Source organism: Rhodanobacter ginsenosidimutans, from assembly GCF_042655685.1.
Taxonomy (GTDB): domain Bacteria; phylum Pseudomonadota; class Gammaproteobacteria; order Xanthomonadales; family Rhodanobacteraceae; genus Rhodanobacter; species Rhodanobacter ginsenosidimutans.
Genome location: NZ_JBHSMM010000001.1, coordinates 208,991 through 232,119 on the forward strand (window position 1 = coordinate 208,991; position 23,129 = coordinate 232,119).

Below are 23,129 nucleotides of genomic sequence, written 5' to 3' on the forward strand. Positions count from 1 at the left end.
GCGCCACCGCCGGTACGTCCGGCTGCGACGGTGGATAGCGCAGCAGCACGTGCTTCGCGCGTTGCTGATCGACCGCGGACAACTCCACCAGCGCGCCGACCTTGCCGCCGACCAGTGCCGCGATCGGTGCGCCATCGCGGTACAGCACGCGTGAACCGGCCAACGCCGCCACCTTGTCGCCCACCAATACGGTGCCGACCAGGTTCAGCGGATCGCTGCCGCTGACCGACACCAGCTCGCCGTCATCGGCGCGCCTGCGCACCGCACGCAGCGGAGCGATGGCCTCGGGCAGCGCGAACTGCTCGCCCACCAGCCCCTCCACGAAACGTCCGCCGCGAATCTCACCGCGCGCCTCCAGCCGATGGTAGACGCGCAGCAATTCCCGCCACGACGGCAGCCACGGCGCCTCGCGTTCCAGCAGCTTCCAGAACACCACGCCGTAGCGACAAAGCAGGGTGCGTGCGACGTGCTCCGCTTCCGCTTCATTCGAATCCAATCGGCGCGAAGCGCCGCCATCGCCTCCTCTCCCCGTTGGCGACCGAAGGGAGTCCCCTTGTGGGTGGGAGAGGATTGAGGAGAGGGGCCGCTCTTGCCGCGACCGCTCATCCGTCCGTGCAACGCTGCGCACCAACGACCACCGCCCCGCGTCCTCGATGCTGCTCAGCTGATGCCGCCGAACCCGCCGATGCCGGCCGCCATCACGCTTGGCCGCTGGCAGCAGCAACGCGCGCAAGCCCGCAAAACTGTCGGCGCGAACCTGGCCTGCGGCCACCAGCTCACCCAGCGCATTCTCCAGCTCGGTACGCAGCAAGCGCGTGGCATCCATCAACTCGTCGAAAAACAGCGCGCCGCGTTCGGCCAGGGCATCGGCCACCGCCTGGGCGCGCGACGACAACGCGGCGTCGGTCGGCTCCCTTTCCGCGATGGACGTCCAGACGGCCATGTCGCGCCGCGGCAGCAACACGATCGGCGTGCTGCGCACCGGGCCGCCACTGCCGCCACCGCTGCGCAGCCGGGTCCAGCCGATGCGCCCCGCGCGACACAGATCGTCCAGCCAGCCGATCGAATAGTCGGCGACGCGCGCGGGCAGGATTTCCGACTCCCACGCACCCGCTGCCGCTTCGTAGCCCTCCAGTTGTGCCAGCGTGGCCGCCAGCGCATCCGGCCCATTGAGCCGCGCAGCGGCCGATACATGCTGCCAGTCGAACAGGAAACGCATCAGGTCGCGCCGGCTGACCGGCTCGATCTCGCGCCGCAGGCGGCCGATCGTGTAGCGGTGGATGCGTGCCAGCAGGTGGCGCTCGCACCATTCGGTGGCGCTGGCCTCCGCGGTGAAGCGCCCCTGCATCACGAAACCTTCGGTTTGCAGGCGCAGCAGTGCCTGTTCGATCTCGCCCGCTTCCACCGCCATCGATCCGGCCAGCGCGGCCACGGTGACCGGGCCGAGCCCGCCCAGGCGACGGCGCACCAATTCCAGCAGCGCGTCCTCGCGTGCCCAGGTTTGCGCGGCGTATTCGGCCGGGGCGGCAATCGATGGCTGCATCACCGTGTCGGGATGAAGCGCCAGCCAGATGGGCAACTGCTCGGCGGACGTCCATACCCCTGTGGGAGCGGCTTCAGCCGCGATGCCTTTTGCGCCGGAAGCCGAATGCAAGAGCATCGCGGCTGAAGCCGCTCCCACAGAGGGCGCGAACAGGGTGGCGCGCCTTGCCCTGGCCAACACTTGTAACCGTTCGCTCCAGCCCGCGTTGGCGTCGACTTCCGCCTCGGTGACAAACCCCAGCAGCGTCAGTGCCTCGTGCATCTCGTCGGCATCGCGCACCTGCGGCCAGGCCTCCTCGCGCACGGCGGCGATCGCGTCGGGATCGAGCCGGCCCAGGTCGTCGGCATCGTCGGCGCTCCAGCGCCGTGTCTGCACCGCCTGGGTGCGGCGTTCCTCCAGTGGCGCGTCATCGAGGAACGCATACGGCGCCGCGTTCAACACCTCGGCCGCCAGCGGGCTGGGGCCGGTGAGGTCGCGCGCCACGATGGCGATCCCGCCCGCTTCCAGCGAACGCAGGATGCGCAGCAGGCCGTCCACGTCCATCGCCTCGCGCAGGCAGTCGTGCATGGTCTGGTTGACCAGCGGATGGTCGGGCACCTCGCGCTCGCCCACAATGTTTTCCAGGCAGGCCACCTGGTCGGGGAACACTGCGGCCAGCAGGTCCTCGCTTTTCATCCGCTGCAACGGCGGCGGCGTGCGCTTGCCACCGGTGAAGCGCGGCAGCGCCAATGCGGTCACGGCATTCCAGCGCCAGCGCGCGGGGAACAGCGGCGCATCCAGCAACGCCTGCACCAGCACGTGCTCGGCGGTGTCGGAGTGCAGGTAGTGGGCCACCTCCTCCAGCGGAAAGCTGTGGCTGGTGGACAGCGACAGCACGATCGCATCCTCGGTCGCGGCCGCCTGCAGCTCGAAGTTGAACTGGCGACAGAATCGCTTGCGCAGCGCCAGCCCCCACGCGCGATTGATGCGGCTGCCCCACGGCGTGTGGATCACCAGCTGGGTGCCGCCGGATTCGTCGAAGAAGCGTTCCAGCACCAGCGTGCGCTGGCTGGGGAGGACGCCAAGCGCGGATTTGGCGCGGGCGAGATAGTCGACGAGTTGCTGGGCGGCGGCGTCGGCAAGGCCGAGTTCGTCATGCAGCCACGCAAGCGCCCGCGCCTTGCCCCCCTCTCCCGCTTGCGGGAGAGGGGCCGGGGGAGAGGGTTCGGGCGTATGGGACTGTTCGGCAAGCTCCTTGCCCTCTCCCCCACCCCTCTCCCGCAAGCGGGAGAGGGGCTCAAGCAGAGCGGCGATCTCCTCGCGCAGTCGCGACACGCCGAACGACAATTCATCACTGCGCCCCGGCGCTTCGCCCAGCCAGAACGGAATGCTGGGCGGCGCGCCGCGCGCGTCTTCCACGCGCAAGCGATCACGCTCCACGCGCTGGATGCGGTAGCTGGTGTTGCCCAACTGGAAGATGTCGCCGGCCATGCTCTCGACCGCGAAATCCTCGTTCACCGTGCCCACGATGATCGCCTGCGGCTCCAGCACCACCTTGTAGTCAGCGGTATCGGGAATGGTGCCGCCGGAGGTGAGTGCGGTGAGCCGGGCGCTGCGCCGCGCCCGCAACTGACCATGCACCGCGTCGCGATGGATATACGCCGCGCGCGGCCCCTGGCGGGTGGTGAAACCCTCGGCCAGCATGCGCACCACGGCATCGAAATCGGCGCGCGAAAGATCGCGGTACGGATACGCGCGGCGCACCAGCGTGTACAGCGCGTCCTCGCTCCATTCCTGGCAGGCCACTTCGGCCACGATCTGCTGCGCCAGCACGTCCAGCGGCTGTGGCGGCAGGATCAGCGCATCGAGCTCGCCGCGACGCACGCAGTCGAGCAGGGCCGTGCATTCGACCAGATCGTCGCGGGTGGCCGGAAACAGCCGCGCCTTCGGCGTGCCGTCGATGCTGTGGCCGGAGCGGCCGGCCCGCTGCAGGAACGCGGCGATCGAGCGCGGCGAGCCGAGCTGGCAGACCAGGTCCACTTCGCCGATGTCGATGCCCAGCTCCAGCGAAGCGGTGGCCACCAGCACCGACAATTCGCCGCGCTTCAGCCGCTGCTCCGCGTCCAGCCGCTGCTCCTTCGCCAGGCTGCCGTGATGCGCGGCGACCACTTCCTTGCCCAGCCGCTCCGACAAGTGCCGCGCGGCGCGCTCGGCCATGCGCCGCGTGTTGACGAAGATCAGGGTGGTGCGATGCGCCTGCACCAGCTGCGCCAGCCGGTTGTAGACCAGCTCCCAGCTGTCGTTGGACATCACCGCTTCCAGCGGTACCGGCGGCACTTCGATGGCGAGGTCGCGGGGGCGGGTATGGCCCACGTTGATGATGGTTGCGCTTCTGCTCCCTCCCCTGCGCGCAGGGGAGGGTTGGGGTGGGGTGCTCTTGCTCGTGGACTCAAGATCAAGAGCGTTACCCCCTCCCAACCTCCCCCTGCATGCAGGGGGACGAGCAGGAGCGTCGCCGACCAAAAAGTCGGCGACCTTTTCTATGGGCTTCTGCGTCGCCGACAACCCGATCCGCAACAGCGGCCGCTGGCACAGCGACTGCAGACGCTCCAGCGATAGCGCCAGGTGCGAGCCGCGCTTGCTGCCGGCGATGGCGTGGATCTCGTCCACGATCACCGACCGCACGCCCGACAACATGGCGCGGCCCGAGGCCGAACCCAGCAGCACGTACAGCGATTCGGGCGTGGTCACCAGGATGTGCGGCGGTTGCTTGCGCAGCGCGTTGCGCTCGGCCTGCGGCGTATCGCCGGTGCGCACGGCGGTGCGGATCGCCACGTCGGGCAGGCCCAGTGTTTCCAGCTCGGCGCGGATGCCTTCCAGCGGCGCGTCGAGGTTGATATGGATGTCGTTGGACAGCGCCTTCAGTGGCGACACGTAGACCACGGTGGTGGCGTCGGCCAGCACGCCGCCGTGCGCCACGCCCTCGCGCACCAGTTCGTCGATGGCGGCCAGGAAGGCGGTCAGCGTCTTGCCCGACCCGGTCGGCGCCGCCACCAATGTGTGGTTGCCGGCGCGGATCGACGGCCACGCCGCCGCCTGCGCCGCCGTGAGCGCGGGAAACGTGCGGCGGAACCATGCCGCCACCGCCGGGTGGAAATCATCCAGCGGGGAAGGACTCGGCGACGGGTGCTGCGTGGGCACGGAGGAGCTCATCGGTCAGATATGGGGGCGGTACCGGAGTGCTCAATTGGATCGCGCGCGGCGCGCGGCGGCCGCGCCCCATGTCACTATCAAGGTTTCGCCGCCGCGGGTGGTTGGCTGGCGATGGAAGCTCAGCACGGGAGGATGGGGTGAAGCAACCGCTGCAACCGGCGTCGCGCCAGGGTGATGCGCAAGCCGTGGAATCGTGGCTGACGATGGCCGATGGTCAGCCGATTTTCGTGCGCGACTGGCCATTGGCCCAGGCGCGCGGCGCCGTGTTGATCGTTCATGGCCTGAGCGAGCACAGCGGGCGCTACGCGGAGCTGGCGCAGTGGCTGCGCGCCCGCGGCTACGCCGTGCGCAGCTACGACCAGCGCGGCCACGGCAGGACGCCCGGCCGCCGCGGCGCGCTGCGCCACGACGATGATCTGCTGCAGGACCTGACGGCGATCCACCGCGATTACGCCTGCACATTGGGCTGCGTACCGCTGGTGCTTGGCCACAGCATGGGCGGGGTGGTGGTGGCGCGCAGTGTGCTGGATGGCCGCATCGCACCCGGCGCCGTGATCCTCAGTTCGCCCGCGCTGCGCAGCTGGGAGCCGCGCTGGCGCCGTGCGCTGGCCCGCGTGCTGAACCGGGTGACGCCGAACCTGCCGCTGCGCAGCGGCTTGAGTTTCGGCCGCATCTCGCACGACCGTGCAAGGGTCGCCGCGTATCGCGCCGATCCCCTGCGCCATGGCTGGATCACCCCACGGCTGGCCGACTTCATCTTTCGCGCGGGCGCCTCCAGCATCGCCGATGCCGCGCGGCTGCCCGTCCCCACCTTGCTGCTGGTCTCCGGCAGCGACGCACTGGTCGACCCCTCCGGCAGCGGCGATTTCTCACGCGCCGCCGCCCCCGGCGGCCAGCTCACCACGCGCTTTTTCTCGATGCTGTACCACGAGCTTTTCAACGAGGCCGAGCCGGGCCGCAGCCAGGTGCTGCACCAGTTGGGCGACTGGCTGCAACGGCAGGCATGATGGTGGTGGGCCCGCCAGGACTCGAACCTGGAACCAAGGGATTCGCTTGTGCCGGGGGTTTCCCTCCGGAGCGGACTATCTCTTCACCCTCTGCCGATGGGGCAGGTGGGGTGCGGGACGCTCGAGCCTGTGATCAAGGGCGCTGTAGCCCTCAGGTAGTCTCTGCACCTTCCGTCGGTGTACCGGCGGCTTGGCTCAGGGTTGCCACCGGCCGCGTTGCGCGCCGCTGAGGTTTCCCTGAATTCATCCCGATTCCATCCACGGATTACGCCGTGGCGGCACCATTTCGATGAGTCCCCTGCTCTAACCATTGAGCTACAGGCCCGTCTCGCCATGATAGCCGCAGCGTTCCGGAATCACCACGACACGGCATGCCGGTGAATGCGGGGGATTTTGCGTTGCGGCATGCAATTTCCGCCGGGTGGGGTAAAGTCCGTGGTTGCGTCCTTTTCCGCCTGCGGGCGTTGAATCTGGGGGCATATTGCCAGACGGGCATTTTTTTGTTTAGATGAATGTTAGCGCTAACACCCTAACCCGCGAGAACCGCAATGAGCTTGGTCGTTGGACTTGATGTAGGCACCCAGAGCGTCAAGCTCGTTGCGTACGATTCGGTGGCGCACGAGGTGCTGGCCACGCACAGCCATGCGCTGGAATTGGTGGCGCAGGATGATGGCAGCCGCGAGCAGGAAGCCCAGTGGTGGATCGACGCGATCCGCAGCTGTTTCGCCAAGCTGGACCCGGCCCTGCGCGCCCGCGTGGTGGCCGTGGGCGTGTCCGGACAGCAGCACGGCTTCGTACCGGTGGACGCCGCCGGCCAGGTGCTGGCGCCGGCCAAGCTGTGGTGCGACACCAGCACCCAGGCCGAATGCGACGAGATCATGGATGCCGTGGGCGGCCCGCTGCGCGCCGTGGCGCTGGCCGGCAACCCGATCCTGGCCGGTTACACCGCCTCGAAACTGCCGTGGACGCGCAAGCACCGGCCCGAGGTATACCAGCAGCTGGCGAGCATCATGCTGCCGCACGACTACGTGAATTTCTGGCTGACCGGCGAGCGCTGGATGGAATACGGCGACGCCTCGGGCACGGGCTGGCTGGATGTGCGCACGCGCCAGTGGTCGCCGGAATTGATGGCGGCCACGGATACGCAGCGCGATCTCGCGGCCTGCCTGCCGCCGCTGGTGGAAGCTGATGCCAGCTTCCCCATTTCCGCCGCCATCGCCGACGAACTGGGCCTGCCGCACGGCGTGCGCGTCTCGGCCGGCGGTGGCGACAACATGATGGCCGCGATCGGCACCGGCAACGTGGCCTCCGGCGTGTTGAGCATGAGCCTGGGCACCTCCGGCACGCTGTTCGCGCACGCCGACCATCCGGTGGTGGACGACAACGGCAGCTGGGCGGCGTTCTGCTCGTCCACCGGTGGCTGGTTGCCGCTGATCTGCACCATGAATTGCACCGTGGCCACGGAAAACGTGGCGCGCGCATTCGGCTTCGAGAGCCGCGATGGCGACAAGGTGCTGGCCGGCACCACGCCGGGCGCCGACGGCCTGGTGATGCTGCCGTTCTTCAACGGCGAGCGCACGCCCGACCTGCCGCACGCTCGCGCCAGCCTGCACGGCATGGATACAGCCAACCTCAACCGCGCCAACCTCTACCGCGCCGCGATGGAAGGGGCGACCTACGCGCTGCGCCATGGCTATGACGCGCTGTGCGCCGCGGGCCTGCACTTCGACGCCATCCGCCTCACCGGCGGCGGCAGCCACAGCGCCGCGTGGCGACAAATGGTGGCCGACGTGTTCGAATTGCCGGTGGACGTGCCCACGCAAGCCGAAGGCGCGGCTTTCGGCGCCGCACTGCAGGCATTGTGGGCATTGGATCACGCCGCGGGTGGCCACGCGGATATCGCGGCCCTGGCCACCGAGCATGTTCACCTCGATCCGGCACTCTCGACCCGTCCGGATCCGGCTGCGACCGCCGCCTATCGCAGCCACTACGGCCACTTCTCTCGTCATCTGGAAGCCGCCGTGGCGAGCCACGCCAACGAGAACGTCACGAGCGGCGGCTGAAGCTTCCAGCATCAAACACCATCATCACCTATCCACCAGGACACCATCATGAGCACCCCCTTCATCGGCAAACGCGAGTATTTCCCCGGCATCGGCGCCATCCCCTACGAGGGCATCGGGTCGGACAATCCGCTGGCGTTCAAGCATTACGACGCCAACAAGAAAGTCGGCGACAAGACCATGGCCGAGCACCTGCGTTTCGCGGCGTGCTACTGGCACAGCTTCTGCAATGCCGGCCACGACCCGTTCGGCCCCGGCACCCGCGTGTATCCGTGGGACAAGCACGCCACCACCGCGCTGGGGCGTGCCGAGGACAAGATCGACGCCGCGTTCGAGTTTTTCACCAAGCTCGGCGTGCCGTACTACTGCTTCCACGACATCGACATGTCGCCGGATGCCGATGACATCGGCGAGTACGAGAAGAACCTCAAGCACATGGTCGCGCTGGCCAAGGAGCGCCAGACGTCCACCGGCATGAAGCTGCTGTGGGGTACGGCCAACCTGTTCAGCCATCCGCGCTACATGAACGGTGCGGGCACCAACCCGGATTTCGCCGTGGTGGCGCGTGCGGCGGCGCAGATCAAGGCGGCGCTGGAAGCCACCGTGGAGCTGGGCGGCGAGAACTACGTGTTCTGGGGCGGCCGCGAAGGCTACGCCTCGCTGCACAACACCGACACCAAGCGCGAGCTCAACAACTTCGCCAAGTTCCTCACCGCCGCGCGTGACTACGGCCGCAGCATCGGTTTCCAGGGCAAGTACCTGATCGAGCCGAAGCCGATGGAGCCGATGAACCACCAGTACGATTTCGACTCCTCGACCGTCGTCGGCTTCCTGAAACAGAACGGCCTGGACAAGGATTTCTCGCTCAACATCGAGGCCAACCACGCCACGCTGTCGGGCCACACCTTCGAGCACGACCTGCAGATCGCCTCCAACCACGGCATGCTGGGCAGCATCGACGCCAACCGCGGCAACGCGCAGAACGGCTGGGACACCGACCAGTTCCCCAGCGACCTGTACGACACCGTGGGCGCCATGATGGTGGTGCTGCGCCAGGGCGGCCTGGCCCCGGGCGGCCTGAACTTCGACGCCAAGGTGCGCCGTGAATCCACCGATGCCGATGACTTGTTCATCGCCCACGTCGGCGGCATGGACAGCTTCGCGCGCGGCCTGGAAGTGGCCCATTCGCTGCTCAACGCCTCGCCGTGGGAGAAGTGGCGCGCCGAGCGTTATGCCAGCTTCGATGCCGGCAAGGGCAAGGACTTCGCCGAGGGCAAGCTCGACCTGGCCGCGCTGCGTGATCTGGCGGTCGCCCAGGGTGAACCGACCCAGCGCAGCGGCAAGCAGGAGCGCTACGAGAACCTGATCAACCAGTACCTGATGCGCTGAACCCCAAGCCACCCGTGTCGCCGCAGGGGCGGCGGCACGGTGTGACACCACGGGCAATCCGGAGCGACACGGACCGAGGGGGTGGACATGGCAATGGATATTCATGGCGCCACGCGCGCCATGCCCGGCGGCATCGTTCATTCGTCGCGGGCAGATGCGGGGCTGGAAACACCGGTCGATGCTGTCGGCCGCGTGGCTTTCGGCCTGCGGCGCCCCGTTTCATTTCCTGGCACGACACGCAAGGGCGTGTCGTGCCAAAGCACGACGCGCGCAGCTGCCTCAGCTGCGCGTCTTGGCGGCCGTCTTCGCCGGCGCCACGGAGCCGCGCATCACCAGCTGGTGCGCCACCACCTGATCGACCACCACGCGGGTTTCATTGCCGTTGCGACGGATCGCGCGCAGCAGGATGTCGATCGCCGAATCGGCCATGCTGGAGATCGGCTGGCGCACGGTGGTGAGCTCGGGCCACACCGTGGTCGCGGCCGAGGTGTCATCGAAACCCACGATGGACAGATCCAGCGGCACCCGCAATCCGCGTCGGTGCGCCACCGAGACGGCCGCCGCGGCCATGTCGTCGTTGCTGGCGAAGATCGCGGTGGGCGGCTTGCGCAACGACAGCAGCTTCTCGACCGCCTCCAGCCCGGAGCGGTAGGTGAAGTAGCCCTGCTGCACCAGTTCGGCATCCCGCGCGATGCCCGCTTCCTTGAGCGCGGCCTGGTAACCCTCGAAGCGACGCTGGCTGGCCATCTGGTTGGGGTGGCCCTTGACGCACGCGATGCGCGTGTGACCCATGTTGATGAGGTGTTCGACGATCTCCTTGCTGGCCAGGAAGTCGTCGATGCGCACGCTGGAGATGTCGTGGATGAAGTGGCCCGAGGCCACCGCCACCACCGGCACGCCGGCCTTGGTCAGTTCCTCGATCACCACCTTGGATTCGCACAGCGGCGGCGGCAGGATCACCCCGCCCACGCTCTTGGCCAGCGCGCGCGCGGCCTTGCGTTCGGCGGCGGCATCCAGCGTTTCCCAGCTGTCGATCACCAGTTGCGCGGCGGTGCGCTCGGCGCCATGCAGCGCGCCGAGCAACAGCTCGCGCAGGTAGGCGCCGCTGGGGTTGGTGTAGATCAGCGCGATGCGCACGTCCTGCGCGGCGGCAAGCGAACTGGCCGCCTGGTTCGGCACGTAGCCCAGCTCGCGCACGGCCTGCATCACTTTTTCGCGGGTCGTTTCGCGCACCTTGGCGTGGCCGTTGACCACCCGCGACACCGTCATTGGCGATACTTGGGCGAGAACCGCTACCTCGTCGATGGTGACGGCACGCCCTTTCCGGCGAGCCGATTTCTTGCCTGTTGTCTTCAATGCCGTTTCCTTTCAGCAGTGCGCGTCGCGTTGCGCGGGCCCGTTGCCAGATTCCCGGATCCCCATCCCCACGAGGTCCAGCCATGCGCGCATGTTTGCATATGTTAGCGATAACATTCTGTTGTGATGCCAATCATCGTTCATGGCGCAGGCTTTGGGGGATGAATCGTAGCCGTTCGGGCGTTGGCCCGCGCCTGCTGATCGCGGGTCTGGCGGTGTTGTTCGCATGCCTGGGCGCCGGTCGCGCCCACGCCGAGGACGGCCATGATCTGTGGCTGCGCTACCACGCGCTCGCCGCCGCGCCGGCAGGTATCGATACCCGCCAGGCCGTGCAACTGGTCGCAGGGCAAGGCTCGCCGACCGCGAAGGCGGCCAGCGGCGAACTCGTCCGTGGCCTGGGTGGCCTGCTCGGCAAGACGCCGGAACTGTCGGGCACAGTCAGCCGCGATGGCGCGCTGATCATCGGCACACCCGCCTCGTCACCCGTGGTGGCCGGCCTGCACCTGGACACCCGCGAGCTGGGACGCGAGGGCTACCTGATCAAGAGCGTGGTGGTGAACGGCCACCCCGCCACGGCGATTGTCGGCAACGACGACATCGGCGTGTTGTACGGCAGCTTCCGCTTCCTGCGCCTGCTGCAGACAGGGCATCCGGCCACCGGCTTGGACCTGCGCGACCGGCCGCAGGTGAAGTTGCGCGTGCTCGATCACTGGGACAACCTCGACGGCAGCGTGGAGCGCGGCTATGCCGGCGCCTCGATCTGGGACTGGTGGAAACTGCCCGGTTACCTCGACCCGCGCTACACCGACTACGCCCGCGCCAATGCCTCCATCGGCATCAACGGCACCGTACTCAACAACGTCAACGCCGATCCGCTGGTGCTCACGCCGGCCTATCTGAAGAAAGTGGCGGCGCTGGCCGGGGTGTTCCGGCCGTGGGGTATCCGCGTGTATCTCAGCGCGCGTTTCAGCGCGCCGATCGAGATCGGCGGCCTGAAGACGGCGGACCCGCTCGACCCGGCCGTGCGCCAGTGGTGGCGCGACAAGGCTGACGAGATTTATCGCGTGATCCCCGACTTCGGCGGCTTCCTGGTCAAGGCCAACTCCGAAGGCCAGCCCGGCCCGCAGGACTATCACCGCACCCACGCCGACGGCGCCAACATGCTGGCCGACGCGCTGGCGCCGCACGGCGGCATCGTGATGTGGCGCGCCTTCGTCTACTCCGAGCACGACCTCGACGACCGCACCAAGCAGGCCTACAACGAGTTCAAGCCGCTGGACGGCGCGTTCCGCGACAACGTGCTGCTGCAGGTGAAGAACGGCCCGCTGGATTTCCAGCCACGCGAGCCGTTCAGCCCGCTGTTCGGCGCGATGCCGAAGACGCCGCTGATGATGGAGTTCCAGATCACCAAGGAATACCTGGGCTTCGCCACGCATCTGGTCTACCTCGGCCCGCTGTGGGAGGAAGTGCTGCGCGCCGACACCTACGCCAAGGGCAAGGGTTCCACCGTGGCCAAGGTGGTCGACGGTCAATTGGACGGCCATACGCTGACCGGCATGGCCGGCGTGGCCAACATCGGCACCGACCGCGACTGGAGCGGCTCGGTGTTCGACCAGGCCAACTGGTATGCGTTCGGCCGCCTGGCATGGGACCCGACACAGTCCGCCCGCGCCATCGCCGACGACTGGGCGCGCATGACCTTCACCCCCGACGACGCGGTGGCCAAACCCATCGTGGGCATGATGATGGCCTCGCGCGAAGCGGCCGTGGATTACATGACACCGCTGGGCCTGGCGCACCTGATGGGCGCCGGCCATCACTACGGCCCCGCGCCGTGGGACGACAGCCTGCCGCGGGCGGACTGGAACCCGGTCTATTACCACCGCGCCGACAAGAACGGCATCGGCTTCGATCGCACCCGCAAGGGCAGCGATGCGGTGGATCAGTACGCGCCGCCGGTCGCCGCGGAGTTCAACAGTCTGAAATCGACGCCCGACGCCTACCTGCTGTGGTTCCACCACCTGCCATGGGATTACCGCATGCGCTCCGGCCGCACGTTATGGGATGAACTGGTGATGCATTACAGCCACGGCGTGGACGAGGTGAAGCAGATGCGCGCCACCTGGAAATCGCTGGATGGCCGCATCGACGCACAGCGCTACGCCCAGACCGCTGCCTTCCTGGCCATCCAGCAGAACGAGGCGCAATGGTGGCGCGACGCCAGCATCGCCTACTGGCAAAGCCTCAACCATCTGCCCCTGCCGGCCGGCTACGCGCCGCCCGCGCACACGCTGGATTACTACAAGAGCCTTTCCTTTCCCTACGCACCGGGACATTGACCATGGCAACCACACGTCCGCCCATCGGCAACAAGACCCTCCGCCTCGCCTGCCTGCTGCTGGCGCCCTGCAGCCTGCTGGCGGTATCCGTCGCGCAGGCGGCGGACAAGCCGCTGCTGGACCGGTTGTTCCAGGATCACGCGGTGGTGCAGCGCGACCGGGCGATTCCGGTGTGGGGCCAGGCCAGCCCGGGTGAATCGCTGAAGATCGCGCTCGACGGCAAGACCGTCAGCAGCCGCGCCGGCGCCGACGGTCACTGGCAGGCTTCGCTGCCGGCCTTGCCGGCCGGTGGCCCGTACACGCTGAGCGTGACCGCGGCCGACGGCAGCAGCCAGACGGCCAAGGACATTCTCGTCGGCGATGTGTGGTTGTGCAGTGGCCAGTCCAACATGGAGTTGCAGGTACGCCGTACGTTGAACTTGAACAGCGAAACCAGCGGCGCCAACAACGACCGCATCCGCATGCTCACCGTGCCGCAGACCGGCGCATCGGCGCCGCAGGATCATTTCGCCGCACCGGTGCAATGGAAGTCGACCACGCCGCAAAACGTGCCGGATTTCTCCGCCACCTGCTACTACTTCGCGCGCGAATTGCAGAAGACCGTAGACGTGCCGATGGGCTTGATCAACGCCTCCCTCGGCGGCTCGCGCATCGAGCCGTGGCTGAGCGCGCAGGCACTGCGCAAAGTGGGCGGCTACGACGAAGCACTCGACACGCTGGCGTTGCACGCCAAGGATCCGCAAGCCGCCGCCGCGCAGTGGGGCACGCTCTGGGCGAAGTGGTGGAGCCGCCAGCCACAAGTGAAGAAAGGCGACGAGCCGTGGAACCCTGCGGCTTCCGATGCCGGCTGGAAAGCAGCGCCGAAAACCCTGGTCGATTACCAAACCTGGGGTGTGCCCGAGCTGGCCAGCTACACCGGCATGCTGTGGTACCGCACCACCGTGACCTTGACCAAACAGCAGGCTGCGCAGGACGCCACGCTGGCGATCGGCAACGTGGACGAGATCGACCAGACCTGGGTGAATGGCCGCGGGGTGGGCAGCAGCAGTTACGGCGGCAGCCCACGCATTTATCGGCTGCCGCACGGCCTGTTGCATGCCGGCAAGAATCTGATCGTGATCAACGATCTCAACACCTATCTGGCGGGCGGCATGATGGGACCCTCCGACACGCGCGCATTGAAATTCGCCGATGGCAGTTCGGTGCCGCTCGACACCAACGGCTGGCAGTATCGCGAGGTACCCAGGGACATCGGCACGCCGCCACTGGCGCCATGGTTGACGGTCTCGGGCAAGACCACGCTCTACAACGGCATGATCGCGCCGCTGGGTCACTACGCGTTCCGTGGCGCGCTGTGGTACCAGGGCGAATCCAACACCGGCGAGGCGGACCAATACCGCCGCCTGCTGGAAGCCTATCGCGATGATCTGCGCGCCCAGTTCGGGGCCAAGCTGCCGCTGCTGATCGTGCAACTTTCCAGCTACGGCCCCGCACCCACCAAGCCAGCGGAAAGCGGCTGGGCCGGGGTACGCGAGGCAGAGCGTCTGGTGGCCGCCGAAGACCCGCACTCGGGGCTGGCCGTGGCCGTGGATATTGGCGAACGCTACGACATCCATCCGGCCAACAAGCAGGAGCTGGGCCGCCGCCTGGCCCGCGCCGCACGGCATGTGGTCTATGGCGAATCGCTGCCGCCATCCGGCCCGCTGCCCGTCGCCGCCACGCGCGAGGGTGACACCGTCGCGGTCAGCTTCCGCGATGTCACCGGCAAGCTGGTGGCCTACAGTTCGAATCATCCCATCGGCTTCGAGCTGTGCGGCACGCAGGCCAATAGCTGCAGCTACGCCGATGCCGACCTGCGCGACGGCAAGGTGCTGCTGCATCTGGATACGCCGCCCGCCCACGGCATCGCCCGCGTGCGCTACTGCTGGGCCGACAGCCCGTTCTGCACGCTGTACGACGAAGCGGGCCTGCCCGCCGTGCCGTTCCAGCTCGATATCACCTCTTCCCCGCACTGAACCCGATCCCGAGGACATCCCCGTGAGCAACACAAACGAAACTCCTACCCGCGGTTCCTCGCACGATCGCGAAATCGTCGAGGCGAAAGTCATCGTCACCTGTCCGGGGCGCAACTTCGTCACCCTGAAGATCGTCACCCGCTCGGGCGTCGAGGGTTTGGGTGACGCCACCCTCAACGGCCGCGAGCTGGCGGTGGCGTCGTACCTGCAGGATCACGTGGTGCCGAATCTGATCGGCCGCGACGCCGGCCAGATCGAGGACATCTGGCAGTTCCTCTACCGCGGCGCCTACTGGCGGCGCGGCCCGGTGACGATGAGCGCGATCGCCGCGGTGGACGTGGCGCTGTGGGACATCCTGGGCAAGATGGCGGGGATGCCGATCTACCAGTTGCTGGGCGGCCGCTCGCGCGAAGGCGCGCTGGTCTACGGCCACGCCAATGGCCGCGACATCGCCGAGGCCTCCGACGCGGTGGGCCGGTTTATCGAGCAGGGCTTCCTGGCGGTGCGCGCGCAGTGCGGCGTGCCGGGCATCAAGAAGGCTTACGGCGTCTCCAGCGCGAAGGGCTACGAGCCGGCCGAGAGCGAGCTGCCGCTGGAAACCACCTGGAACACCCCGCGCTACCTGGGCGTGGTGCCGAAGCTGTTCGAACAGCTGCGTGCCGACCACGGCGCCGAGGTGGAATTGCTGCACGACGCCCACCATCGCCTCACGCCGATCGAGGCCGCGCGGCTGGCCAAATCGTTGGAGCCGTACCGCCTGTTCTGGCTGGAGGACGCCACCCCGGCCGAAGACCAGAAGGCGTTCGAGCTGATCCGCCAGCACTCGGTGACGGCGCTGGCGGTGGGCGAGGTGTTCAACTCGATCTGGGACTGCAAGCACCTGATCGAGAACCAGCTGATCGACTACATCCGCACCACCATCGTGCACGGCGGCGGCATCACCCACCTGCGCCGGCTGGCTGATTTCGCCGGGCTGCACGGCGTGCGCACCGGTTTCCACGGCGCGACCGATCTGTCGCCGGTGACGATGGGCGCGGCGCTGCATTTCGACACCTGGGTACCGAACTTCGGCATCCAGGAATACATGTTCCACACCGACGAGACCGACGCGGTGTTCCCGCATGACTATGTCCTGCGCAACGGCCGCCTGCACGTGGGCGACACGCCCGGACACGGCGTCACCATCGACGAGAAGCTGGCCGCGAAATACCCGTACCAGCCCAAGCAACTGCCGATCGCGCGCCTCGAAGACGGCGCGATGTGGAACTGGTGATGACGATGCCGACACGATCATTCAAGGCGTTGCTGCTGTGCCTGCTGGCCAGCTGCGGCATGGCGGCCCAGGCGGCCGAGCCGGTGCTGTTCGACTGGTTCGATTACCAGGGCCACGACCGCGCGTTCGAGCAGCCGCTGCCGGCCGGCCACTTCCGCAACCCCGTGCTGGCCGGCTTCTATCCCGACCCCAGTGTGGTGCGGGTGGATGACACGTTCTACCTGGTCAATTCCAGCTTTGCCTACTACCCGGGCATCCCCGTGTTCGAGAGCAAGGACTTGGTGCACTGGAAACCCGTCAGCCACGTGATCGACAAACCGACCACGCTGGACTTCGACGGCTTGAACATGTCGCGCGGCGTGTTCGCACCCGACATCACTCATCACGACGGCATGTTCTACGTGGTCAACACCGCGGTGGACAGCGGCGGCAATTTCGTCAGCACCGCGAAAAGCGCTGCCGGCCCGTGGTCCGATCCGGTGTGGCTGAAGGGCGTGGGCGGCATCGATCCGTCGCTGTTTTTCGACAAGGACGGCAAGGCCTACCTGCTCAACAACGACGAGCCCGAGGGCAAGCCGTTGTACGAAGGCCATCGCGCGATCTGGTTGCGGCAGTTCGATCCGGTTTCGCTGAAACCGGTGGGGAAACGCCAGGTCATCATCAACGGCGGCACCGACCTCGCCAGGAAACCGATCTGGATCGAAGGCCCACACATCTACCAGCGCAACGGCTGGTATTACCTGATGTGCGCCGAGGATGGCACCGGCCCGCAACATTCCGAAGTGGTGTTCCGCAGCCGTTCGGTGTGGGGCCCGTATGTGCCGTACGAGGGCAACCCGATCCTCACCCAGCGCGATCTCCCCGCCGATCGCGCCAATGCGATCACCAATGCCGGCCATGCCGACCTGGTCGAGGCGGCGGACGGCAGCTGGTGGGCGGTGTTCCTGGCCAGCCGCGCGTATGACGGCACGCACTACAACACCGGCCGCGAGACCTATCTGCTGCCGGTGGAGTGGAAGGACGACTGGCCGATCATCCTGCCCCACGGCCAGGCGATTCCGCAGGTGGTGAAGGGGCCGGCCTTCATGCAGCGCGATGCCTCGCAGGCGCCGCTGAGCGGCAACTTCGACGCGCGCGATGATTTCGGCAGCACCACACTGGGCAGCGAGTGGCTGTTCGCGCGCACGCCGAAGCAATCGTGGGCGGATCTGTCCTCGCATCCCGGCAAGCTGGCCATCCATCCGCTGGCGCAGGATCTGGACACGCTGAAGAATCCGTCCTACCTCGCCCGCCGCCAGCAACACCTGACGTTCGAGGCCAGCACCGCGCTGTCGGTGCCGGCCGCGGGCGTCGAGGCGGGTATCGCGGCGTACCAGAACGAGCACTACTGGTACGCGCTGGGCGTGCAGCGCGAGGGCGATCACTTGCGGCTGTCGCTGCGCAGCCATCGTGGCGACGACGAGGCCGTGATCGACAGCGCCGTCCTGCCGGCCAGCGTGGGTGAACTAAAGTTGAAGATCAGCGGTGACGGCAAAGCCTACGGTTTCGCCTACGATGACGGGTCGGGCTGGAAGTGGCTCGAACGCCAGGCGGACGGCACGCTGCTCAGTACCGATGTGGCAGGCGGATTCATCGGCGCGACGGTGGGTCCGTATGCGCGTCGACTCGACAACCAATAAGCAACGCAAAAGGGAACGATGACTATGGCGAAGCGACAGGCGTGGCGCGGCATGTTCCGCACGACAATGGCGGTGGCTCTGGGCATGGCCCTGGTTTCGCCCGTGTTCCCCTTGCATGCGGAGGGCCACGCCGACGCAACGTCATCGGCCGCGTCCACACCGGTCTACCGTGACCTCAGCCGCAGCTTCCACGATCGCGCCGCCGACCTCGTCGCGCACATGACGCTGGAGGAAAAGGCCGCGCAGATGCAGAACACCGCGCCGGCCATCCCGCGCCTGGGCGTGGCCGCGTACGACTGGTGGAACGAGGGCCTGCACGGCGTGGCGCGCGCGGGCCAGGCCACCGTGTTCCCGCAGGCGATCGGCCTGGCGGCCACCTTCGACGTGCCGTTGATGCATGAGGTGGCCACCGCCATCAGCGACGAGGCGCGCGCCAAGTACAACGAGTTCCAGCGCAAGGACAGCCACGGCCGCTACGAGGGCCTCACCTACTGGTCGCCCAACATCAACATCTTCCGCGACCCGCGCTGGGGCCGCGGCCAGGAAACCTACGGCGAGGATCCGTACCTCACCGAGCGCATGGGCGTGGCCTTCGTCACCGGCCTGCAGGGCAATGACGCCAAATATCGCAAGCTGGACGCCACCGCCAAGCACTTCGCCGTGCACAGCGGGCCGGAGGCCGATCGCCACCATTTCGACGTGCATCCCAGCGAGCGTGACCTCTACGAAACCTACCTGCCCGCGTTCCAGACGCTGGTGCAGGAGGCCGACGTCGATGCGGTGATGAGCGCCTACAACCGCGTCAACGGCGAGCCGGCCACCGGCAGCCCGCGCCTGCTGGAACAGATCCTGCGCAAGGACTGGGGCTTCAAGGGCTACGTGGTTTCCGATTGCGGCGCGGTGGAGGACATCTACAAGCACCACAAGGTGGTCGACACCGTCGAGGCGGCCAGCGCGCTGGCGGTGAAGAACGGCGTGGACCTGGACTGCGGCACCGAGTACGCCGCCCTGGTCAAGGCCGTGCACGACGGCCTCATCAAGGAGAGCGAGATCGACGTCGCGCTCACCCGCCTGATGCAGGCGCGCATGCGCCTGGGCATGTTCGACCCGGCCAGCAAGGTGCCGTGGTCCGACGTGCCGTATTCGGTGAACCAGTCGCCGCAGCACGATGCGCTGGCGCGCCGCGCTGCCGTCGAATCGATGGTGCTGCTGAAGAACGACGGCGTGCTGCCGCTGTCGCGCGACGTCAAGCACATCGCGGTGATCGGCCCCACCGCCGACGACACCATGGCCCTGGTGGGCAACTACCACGGCACCCCGGCCGACCCGGTGACGATCCTGCGCGGCATCCGCGAGGCGGCGCCGCAGGCGAAGGTGGTGTACGCGCGCGGCGTCGATCTGGTCGAGGGCCGCAGCGATCCCACCGGCATGCCGCTGGTGGAGGCGCAATACCTGCGCCCGTCCGCCGGTGATGCCGAGCGCGGCCTGCGTGGCGAGTATTTCCGCAACACCGACCTGTCCGGCACGCCAGCGCTGGTGCGGGTGGACCCGGTGATCGGCTTCAACTGGGATCGCGGCTCGCCCACCGACAACCTGCTCGCCCGCGGCGAAGCCCAGCCGGACCAGGCGGTGCCCAGCGACAACTTCTCCATCCGCTGGAGCGGCCAGCTGCTGCCGCCAGTGAGCGGTGACTACGTGCTGGAAGCGGCCGCCAACGACGGCGTGCGCGTGTACCTGGATGGCAAGCCGGTGATCGACCGCTGGGAACGGGCCGACAGCCTTACCGCCACCCAGGCCAAGCTGAAGCTGGAAGGCGGCCACGCCTACGACATCCGCGTGGAATACAAGGAGCTGGAACGCGACGCCGGCGTGCGCCTGGCCTGGCGCATGCCTGGCGCCAAGGCGCCGTTCCAGGCCGCGCTCGATGCGGCGAAGGATGCCGACGTGGTGGTCTTCGCCGGCGGCCTCACCAGCGACGTCGAAGGTGAGGAAATGCGGGTGAACTACCCGGGCTTCGCCGGTGGCGACCGCACCGACCTGCGCCTGCCCGCCACCCAGCGCAAGCTGCTGCAGGCACTCGAAGCCACCGGCAAGCCGGTGGTGCTGGTGCTCACCAGCGGCTCCGCACTGGCGGTGGACTGGGCCAACCAGCACCTGCCCGCCGTGCTGCTGGCGTGGTACCCCGGCCAGCGCGGCGGCAACGCCGTGGCCGACGTACTGTTCGGCAACGCCGATCCGGCCGGCCGCCTGCCGGTGACGTTCTACAAGGCCAGCGAAAAGCTGCCCGCGTTCGACGACTACCGCATGGACGGCCGCACCTACCGCTACTTCAAGGGCGAGCCGCTGTACCCGTTCGGCTACGGCCTGTCGTACACGAAGTTCACCTATGCGGATCTGAAGCTCAACCACGACAAGATCGGCAAGGACGACAAGCTGCACGTCACGGTGAAGGTGCACAACGCCGGCAAGCGCGCCGGCGACGAAGTGGTGCAGCTCTACCTGCGCGGGGTCGGCACGCCGCACGAACGGTCGAACAAGGACCTTCGCGGCATCCAGCGCATCACCCTGGAACCGGGGCAGACGCGTGAAGTGTCGTTCGACGTTTCACCGGCCACCGACCTGCGTTACTACGACACCAAGAAGGCGGCCTACGCCGTCGACGCGGGACGTTATGAAGTGCAGATCGGTGCCTCCAGTGCGGACATTCGTGCCACGCAATCCTTCACCGTCAACTGAGTCGCCGGCTTGATGATGTCCAATGCACCACGGCAGACGCGCGGCGAAAGCCGCGTCGTCTGTTTCGGCGAACTGCTGTTGCGCCTGTCGCCGCCGGGGCAGGAGCTGCTGCTGCAGTCCCCGCACCTCGACGCACGCTTCGGCGGCGCGGAGGCGAATGTCGCCGCCTCGCTGGCCATCCTCGGTCACCGCAGCGCCATGGTGACCGCACTGCCGGACAACGCCATCGGCCACGCCTGCGCCGCCGAACTGCGGCGTCATGGCGTGGACACAGCCGGCCTCCGTTTTGCGGATGGCCGTATGGGCGTCTATTTCATCGCACCCGGTGCCATGCAGCGCCCTACCGAAGTGGTCTACGACCGCGCCGGTTCGGCGTTCGCATGCACCGCGGCCACGGCGCACGACTGGCCACGCCTGCTCGATGGTGCCCGCTGGTTGCACCTGTCAGGCATCAACCTGGCCCTGGGCGATGCCAGCGCGCAGTCGGCATTGGCCGCCGTGCGTGCGGCACGCGATGCCGGCGTCAGCGTCTCGTTCGACTGCAATTACCGCAGCAAGCTGTGGGGGGCGCGGGCGGCACAGGCCCCGGCGCTGCTGCGCGAGGTGTTGGCCGAGGCCGAGCTGGTGTTCGGCAACGAGCGCGACATCGCATTGATCCTGGGTGCGACGTTCGACCAGGGCGATGCCCAACAACGTTTCCGTGCGGCGGCCGAGCTGGCCTTCGCCACGTTCCCACAACTGCGCCTGATGGCCGCTACCGACCGGCGCCACCTGGACGTGGACACGCATGACCTCAGCGGCCTGCTGGCCACGCGCCAGCAGGTGCTGACCACGCGGACGCATCGCCTCGCCCGCATCGTGGATCGCATCGGTGGCGGTGACGCCTTCGCCGCGGGTTTGCTGCACGGCCTGCTGCGCGACATGGGCGAGCAGGACGCGCTGGATTTCGCCATCGCTGCCGCCAGCCTCAAGCACTCGGTGCTCGGCGACGTGAACCTGCTGCGCGAGGCCGACATGCTCGCGCTTCTTGCCCAGGAAGGTTTCGAGGTGCGGCGTTGAAGGCACCGGCTGCACGCTTGTCCGCTGCCGCGTTGCCGACGTTGCCGGCCACGGTGATCCGCCCGAACTACGACCTGGCCGCCGTGCGCGTCGGCATCGTGCACCTCGGCCCCGGCGCGTTCCACCGCGCGCACCAGGCGGTGTATGTCGACGACCTGCTCGCCGAGCATCCCGACTGGGGCATCTGCGGCGTTTCCCTGCACAGCGCCGGCGTGCGCGACGCGCTGCGCCCGCAGGATGGCCTGTACACGCTGGCCTTGCTGGGCGAACAGACCTCGCTGCGGGTGATCGGCGCGATCCGCGAACTGCTGGTGGCCAGCGAAGACCAGGCCGCCGTGCTGGCGCGGTTGGCCGAGCCCGCGGTGAAGCTGGTCACGCTGACCATCACCGAGAAGGGCTACTGCCTTGCCGGTGAGGATATTGATCTCGCTCACCCCGATATCGCGCATGACCTGGCCGCGCCGCAGACACCGCGCAGCGCCATCGGCTACGTCGTCGCCGGTTTGCGCGAACGGCATGCGCGCGGCATCGCTCCGTACACCGTGCTCAGTTGCGACAACCTTGCCGGCAACGGCCATCGCCTGCGCCGCGCCGTGCTGCAATACGCGGCGCGCGTCGATGCGGAGCTGGCGGCATGGATCGAGGCCGAGGTGGCGTTCCCCTGTTCGATGGTGGACAGCATCACCCCCGCCACCGACGACGCGCTGCGCCAGCGCGTGGCCGACGCACTGGGTTGCGTCGATGCTTGGCCGATCCAGCGCGAGGCGTATACGCAGTGGGTGATCGAGGACCGTTTCTGCAATGAGCGCCCGCCGTTCGAGCGCGCCGGCGCCACCCTCAGCCACGACATCGCCGGCTACGACCGCGCCAAGCTGCGCCTGCTCAACGGCCCGCATTCCACGCTGGCCTATCTCGGTTCGCTGATGGAGCTGGAGACGGTGTCGGCGGCGATGGCCGAGCCGTTGCTGGCCGGCTTCATCGAGCGGCTGATGCGCCAGGACATCGTGCCCTCGCTGCCGGCGTTGCCGGGTTTCGATCCGCAGGCCTATGTCGACGCCATCCTGGCCCGCTTCCGCAATCCGGCCATCCGCCACCTGCTGGCGCAGATCGCCTGGGACGGTTCGCAGAAAATTCCGGTGCGGCTGCTGGGTACGATCGCGGAGGCGCTGACCGCGGGCCGGCCGATCGAGCGCTTGTGCTTGCCGGTCGCGGGCTGGCTGCACTTCGTGGCGCGCCAGGCGCGCAACGGCGTGGCCATCGTCGATCCGCTGGCCGACACCCTGGCGCGCTGCGGCGCGACGGGTGACGTCGATGCCTTCCTGGCGCTGGACGGCGTGTTCGGCGCGCTGGCCGGCGATACCCGTTTCACCACCGCGTTGCGTGCCGCGCACGCCGCACTGGCGCCGGCCACGCCGGATGCGGTGCGGCACGCGCTGGATAGCTGACCCACCTTTCTCACCCCGACTTCCTGGAGCCTC

At 67.9% G+C, this 23,129-nt stretch carries 11 protein-coding genes and 1 pseudogene; 10 read left to right on the top strand and 2 right to left on the bottom strand.

The window, feature by feature from the left end; translation table 11 throughout:
- Positions 1-10: 10 nt before the first annotated feature.
- Positions 11-4,735: pseudogene (locus tag ACFPK0_RS00865) on the bottom strand (DEAD/DEAH box helicase); the annotation flags it as partial.
- A gap of 137 nt (positions 4,736-4,872) precedes the next feature.
- Between ACFPK0_RS00865 and ACFPK0_RS00870 the strand changes: the two are divergent.
- The 3 genes from ACFPK0_RS00870 (at position 4,873) to xylA (ending at position 9,194) form a co-directional block, all read left to right on the top strand.
- Entirely contained in the window at positions 4,873-5,742 is an 870-nt protein-coding gene (locus tag ACFPK0_RS00870; protein ID WP_377337700.1) for an alpha/beta hydrolase, read from the top strand.
- Between the two features lie 548 nt (positions 5,743-6,290).
- Positions 6,291-7,805: a xylulokinase gene (gene xylB, locus ACFPK0_RS00875; RefSeq protein WP_377337702.1), complete on the top strand. Its 1,515-nt coding sequence runs from the start codon at positions 6,291-6,293 to the stop codon at positions 7,803-7,805.
- A 48-nt stretch (positions 7,806-7,853) separates the two neighbouring features.
- On the top strand, positions 7,854-9,194 hold the full coding sequence (xylA, locus tag ACFPK0_RS00880; RefSeq protein ID WP_377337704.1) for a xylose isomerase: 1,341 nt from the start codon (positions 7,854-7,856) through the stop codon (positions 9,192-9,194).
- Between the two features lie 279 nt (positions 9,195-9,473).
- Here xylA and ACFPK0_RS00885 read toward each other — a convergent pair whose 3' ends face one another.
- Complete coding sequence (locus tag ACFPK0_RS00885) at positions 9,474-10,550, bottom strand: LacI family DNA-binding transcriptional regulator (RefSeq protein WP_377337706.1); 1,077 nt, start codon at positions 10,548-10,550, stop codon at positions 9,474-9,476.
- Positions 10,551-10,711: 161 nt separating this feature from the next.
- On the opposite strand from ACFPK0_RS00885, the gene ACFPK0_RS00890 reads away from it, so the two are divergent.
- From ACFPK0_RS00890 to ACFPK0_RS00920, 7 genes are all read left to right on the top strand, one after another.
- On the top strand, positions 10,712-12,889 hold the full coding sequence (locus ACFPK0_RS00890) for an alpha-glucuronidase family glycosyl hydrolase (RefSeq protein ID WP_377337708.1): 2,178 nt from the start codon (positions 10,712-10,714) through the stop codon (positions 12,887-12,889).
- A gap of 2 nt (positions 12,890-12,891) precedes the next feature.
- Positions 12,892-14,904 (top strand): sialate O-acetylesterase, encoded by a 2,013-nt coding sequence (locus tag ACFPK0_RS00895; protein WP_377337710.1) that lies wholly within the window; start codon positions 12,892-12,894, stop codon positions 14,902-14,904.
- A gap of 22 nt (positions 14,905-14,926) precedes the next feature.
- The gene (manD, locus tag ACFPK0_RS00900) at positions 14,927-16,177 is read left to right on the top strand and encodes a D-mannonate dehydratase ManD (RefSeq protein WP_056083181.1); all 1,251 of its coding nucleotides are present in this window, start codon (positions 14,927-14,929) and stop codon (positions 16,175-16,177) included.
- On the top strand, positions 16,177-17,856 hold the full coding sequence (locus ACFPK0_RS00905) for a glycoside hydrolase family 43 protein (RefSeq protein ID WP_377337712.1): 1,680 nt from the start codon (positions 16,177-16,179) through the stop codon (positions 17,854-17,856). Before manD ends, ACFPK0_RS00905 begins: the two co-directional genes overlap by 1 nt.
- A gap of 84 nt (positions 17,857-17,940) precedes the next feature.
- Positions 17,941-20,592, top strand: a complete 2,652-nt coding sequence (locus ACFPK0_RS00910; RefSeq protein ID WP_377340191.1) for a glycoside hydrolase family 3 C-terminal domain-containing protein — start codon at positions 17,941-17,943, stop codon at positions 20,590-20,592.
- Between the two features lie 12 nt (positions 20,593-20,604).
- Positions 20,605-21,651 (top strand): sugar kinase, encoded by a 1,047-nt coding sequence (locus tag ACFPK0_RS00915; protein WP_056083178.1) that lies wholly within the window; start codon positions 20,605-20,607, stop codon positions 21,649-21,651.
- On the top strand, positions 21,648-23,096 hold the full coding sequence (locus ACFPK0_RS00920; RefSeq protein WP_377337714.1) for a mannitol dehydrogenase family protein: 1,449 nt from the start codon (positions 21,648-21,650) through the stop codon (positions 23,094-23,096). Before ACFPK0_RS00915 ends, ACFPK0_RS00920 begins: the two co-directional genes overlap by 4 nt.
- The last annotated feature ends 33 nt before the right edge of the window (positions 23,097-23,129 follow it).

Bases quoted from the DNA above. Each gene is read 5' to 3' on its own strand.
- ACFPK0_RS00890 (WP_377337708.1), top strand. From the start codon at position 10,712: ATGAATCGTAGCCGTTCGGGCGTTGGCCCGCGCCTGCTGATCGCGGGT.
- ACFPK0_RS00915 (WP_056083178.1), top strand. From the start codon at position 20,605: ATGATGTCCAATGCACCACGGCAGACGCGCGGCGAAAGCCGCGTCGTC.
- xylA (WP_377337704.1), top strand. From the start codon at position 7,854: ATGAGCACCCCCTTCATCGGCAAACGCGAGTATTTCCCCGGCATCGGC.
- xylB (WP_377337702.1), top strand. From the start codon at position 6,291: ATGAGCTTGGTCGTTGGACTTGATGTAGGCACCCAGAGCGTCAAGCTC.
- ACFPK0_RS00895 (WP_377337710.1), top strand. From the start codon at position 12,892: ATGGCAACCACACGTCCGCCCATCGGCAACAAGACCCTCCGCCTCGCC.
- ACFPK0_RS00905 (WP_377337712.1), top strand. From the start codon at position 16,177: ATGACGATGCCGACACGATCATTCAAGGCGTTGCTGCTGTGCCTGCTG.
- ACFPK0_RS00910 (WP_377340191.1), top strand. From the start codon at position 17,941: ATGGCCCTGGTTTCGCCCGTGTTCCCCTTGCATGCGGAGGGCCACGCC.